The organism is Streptomyces sp. NPDC056361, from assembly GCF_042262805.1.
GTDB lineage: Bacteria > Actinomycetota > Actinomycetes > Streptomycetales > Streptomycetaceae > Streptomyces.
The window spans coordinates 1-3,750 of record NZ_JBHJQI010000291.1 but is presented as its reverse complement, the minus strand read 5'-3'; the positions used below and the strand labels follow the sequence as shown (position 1 = coordinate 3,750).

The window sequence follows — 3,750 nt, the reverse complement described above, 5'->3', positions numbered from 1 at the left end:
GCACGCATGACTCCATCATGCGTGCCGCCCGCCCCGTCGGGTGAAGGCCCTTACAGGCCGTAGCGCTCGCGCGCCTCCTTCACGGCCGTCGCGCGGACCGCGCCGCGGCGGGCCAGCTGCGCGAGGGCGGCGACGACGATCGACTGGGCGTCGACGCCGAAGTGGCGGCGGGCCGCGTCGCGGGTGTCCGAGAGGCCGAAGCCGTCGGCGCCCAGCGAGGACCAGTCCTGCTCGACCCACTGCGCGATCTGGTCGGGGACCTGGCGCATGTAGTCGGAGACCGCGAGGACCGGGGAGTCGATGCCCTCCAGGGCCTTGCGGATGTACGGCACCTGCTCCTCGCCGCGCAGGAGGGCCGCGTCGGCCTCCAGCGCGTCGCGGCGCAGCTCCGTCCAGGAGGTCGCGGACCACACGTCGGCGGCCACGCCCCACTCGGCGGCGAGCAGCTTCTGCGCCTCCAGGGCCCAGTGGATGGCCGTGCCGGAGGAGAGGAGCTGGATGCGCGAGGCGTTCGCGGGCACGTCGACACCGGCGGACTCGGCCGTGTTGAAGCGGTAGAGGCCCTTGACGATGCCCTCGTCGATCCCGGCCGGCTTGGCCGGCTGCGGCATCGGCTCGTTGTAGACCGTGAGGTAGTAGAAGACGTTCTGGTCCTCGCCCTCGGCGGCCTCGCCGTACATCCGGCGCAGACCCTCCTTGACGATGGCCGCGACCTCGTAGGCGAACGCCGGGTCGTACGTCAGCGCCGCCGGGTTGGTGGCCGCGATCACCGGCGAGTGGCCGTCGGCGTGCTGGAGGCCCTCACCGGTCAGGGTGGTGCGGCCGGCGGTGGCGCCGACGAGGAAGCCGCGGCCGAGCTGGTCGCCGAGCTGCCACATCTGGTCGGCGGTCCGCTGCCAGCCGAACATCGAGTAGAAGATGTAGAACGGGATCATCGCCTCACCGTGCGTGGAGTACGCGGTGGACGCGGCGATGAAGTCGGCCATCGAACCGGCCTCGGTGATCCCCTCGTTGAGGATCTGGCCGTTCTTGGCCTCCTTGTAGTACATCAGCTGGTCGCGGTCGACCGGCTCGTACGTCTGGCCCTTCGGCGAGTAGATGCCGAGCGACGGGAAGAGCGACTCCATACCGAAGGTACGGGCCTCGTCCGGGACGATCGGGACCCAGCGCTTGCCGGTCTCCTTGTCGCGGACCAGGTCCTTGACGAGCCGGACGAACGCCATCGTCGTGGCCATCGACTGCGAGCCGGAGCCCTTGTCGAACGCGGCGAACGACTTGTCGGCCGGGGCCGGCAGCGGCGCGAGCGCGTGGGTGCGGCGGGCCGGGGCCGGGCCGCCGAGGGCCGCGCGGCGCTCCTGGAGGTAGCGGACCTCGGGGGAGTCGGCGCCGGGGTGGCCGTAGGGCACCTGGCCGTCGACGAACTGCGCGTCCGAGATCGGGAGTTCGAGAAGGTCCCGCATGTTCTTGAACTCGTCGGTGGTGAGCTTCTTCATCTGGTGGTTCGCGTTCTTCGACGCGAAGCCCTCACCGAGGGTGAAGCCCTTGACGGTCTGCGCGAGGATGACCGTCGGCGCGCCCTTGAACTCCACGGCGGCCTTGTACGCGGCGTACACCTTGCGGGGCTCGTGGCCGCCGCGGGAGAGGTGGAAGCACTCCAGGATCTTGTCGTCGCTCAGCAGCTGCGCCATCGCGGCGAGCGCCGGGTCCTTGCCGAAGAAGTCCTGGCGGATGTAGGCGGCGTCGCGGGTCTGGTACGTCTGGACCTGCGCGTCCGGCACCTCGCGGAGGCGGCGGACCAGGGCGCCGGTGGTGTCGAGCGCGAACAGCTCGTCCCAGGCGTTGCCCCACAGCGACTTCACGACGTTCCAGCCGGCGCCGCGGAACTGGGCCTCCAGCTCCTGCACGATCTTGAAGTTGGCGCGGACCGGGCCGTCGAGGCGCTGCAGGTTGCAGTTGACGACGAAGGTCAGGTTGTCCAGGCCCTCGCGGGCGGCGAGCGCGAGCGCCGCCGTCGCCTCGGGCTCGTCCATCTCGCCGTCGCCGAGGAACGCCCACACGTGGGACGCGGAGACGTCCTTGATGGAGCGGTTCGTCAGGTAGCGGTTGAAGCGCGCCTGGTAGATCGCGGAGAGCGGGCCGAGGCCCATGGAGACGGTGGGGAACTCCCACAGCCAGGGCAGCCGGCGCGGGTGCGGGTAGGAGGGCAGGCCCTCGCCGCCGGACTCCTGGCGGAACTTGTCGAGGTGCGCCTCGGTGAGGCGGCCGTCGAGGAAGGCGCGGGCGTAGATGCCGGGGGAGGCGTGGCCCTGGATGAAGAGCTGGTCGCCGGAACCGTCGGCTTCCTTGCCCTTGAAGAAGTGGTTGAAGCCGGTCTCGTAGAGCCAGGCCGCCGAGGCGAAGGTGGCGATGTGGCCGCCGACGCCGTACTTGGAACCGCGGGTGACCATCGCGGCCGCGTTCCAGCGGTTCCACGCGGTGATCTTCCGCTCCATCTCCTCGTCGCCGCCGAACTCGCCGACCGAGGGCTCCGCGGAGGTGGGGATGGTGTTGACGTAATCGGTCTCCAGCAGCTTGGGCAGGGCGAGGCCCGCGCCCTCGGCGTGCTGGAGCGTGCGGCGCATCAGGTAGGCGGCCCGGTGGGGGCCGGCGGCCTTGGTGACGGCGTCCAGGGAGGCCGCCCACTCGGCGGTCTCCTCGGTGTCACGGTCCGGGAGCTGGTCGAGCTCACTCGGAATCTTGCCTACGGGATCGGTCATGATCGCCGCCTTCCGGACAGATGGGGGTGGAGATAAGGGGGCCATGTCTGGCAGGACAGGGCGAAGGGCCGGGTGACGGCCCGCCGAAGACTGTAAACCGGCGATCGATGATCGATCAAAGGGTTGAAGGGGAAAACCTCTTCAGATCGAGAAAGTCGGCACAGGGTGCCAACAAAAAGGGCACCCGGTGCCTGGTTTTCGCCCCGTTTCCGCAGGTGGGACCCGCTGTCTGAGAAGGAGCGCGCACGAATGAGCGGGCCCACCGGACGGTGGACCCGCTCACTGTGCGTCACGCCGTGGCTCAGGCCCTCGGGGCGCAGCCGAGCACATGGGCCTTCACGAGGGCCCCGATGTTCGGGTCGCCCCGCCGGAAGGCCTCCACGAGCTCCTGGTGCTCCTCCGCGTACGACTTCTGGACCGTGCCGAGCCAGCGGATCGACAGGGCCGTGAAGACCTCGATGCCGAGCGTCTCCCAGGTGTGCAGCAGGACGCCGTTCCCGGCCGCCTTCACCAACTCCCGGTGGAAGGCCACCGTGTGCCGCACCTGCGCCGTGCCGTCGGAGGTCGCGTCCGCCTCGTACAGCGCCGCCACGTGCGGCTCCAGGGCCGAGCAGTCGGTCGCCAGGCGCGTCGCGGCCAGCTCGGCCGCGATCTGCTCCAGACCGGCCCGCACCGGGTAGCTCTCCTCCAGGTCCGCGGCGGTGAGGTTGCGGACCCGCACGCCCTTGTTGGGCGCCGACTCGATCAGCCGCAGCGACTCCAGCTCGCGCAGCGCCTCGCGGACCGGGGTCTGGCTGACCTCGAGCTCGGTCGCGATCCGGCGCTCCACGATCCGCTCTCCCGGCTTCCAGCGGCCGCTGACGATCCCCTCCACGATGTGCTCGCGGATCTGTTCGCGCAGCGAGTGGACGACGGGGACGGTCATGAAGGCTCCTCGGGGAGTGTTGACCCTTAGACAATACGGCGGCGCCCCCGCCCGGAAACACTTCCGGGC

Annotated in this window: 2 protein-coding genes; both read right to left on the bottom strand. The window is 70.3% G+C overall.

Annotation, left to right across the window (positions count from 1 at the left end; genetic code table 11):
• Window positions 1–50: 50 nt before the first annotated feature.
• Window positions 51–2,756 carry a pyruvate dehydrogenase (acetyl-transferring), homodimeric type gene (gene aceE / locus ACFCY7_RS40175; protein ID WP_376491033.1) on the bottom strand — a complete coding sequence of 902 codons (2,706 nt, stop codon included), beginning with the start codon at window positions 2,754–2,756 and terminating at the stop codon, window positions 51–53.
• Window positions 2,757–3,057: 301 nt separating this feature from the next.
• Window positions 3,058–3,681: a GntR family transcriptional regulator gene (locus tag ACFCY7_RS40170; RefSeq protein ID WP_017238885.1), complete on the bottom strand. Its 624-nt coding sequence runs from the start codon at window positions 3,679–3,681 to the stop codon at window positions 3,058–3,060.
• Between the last annotated feature and the right edge of the window lie 69 nt (window positions 3,682–3,750).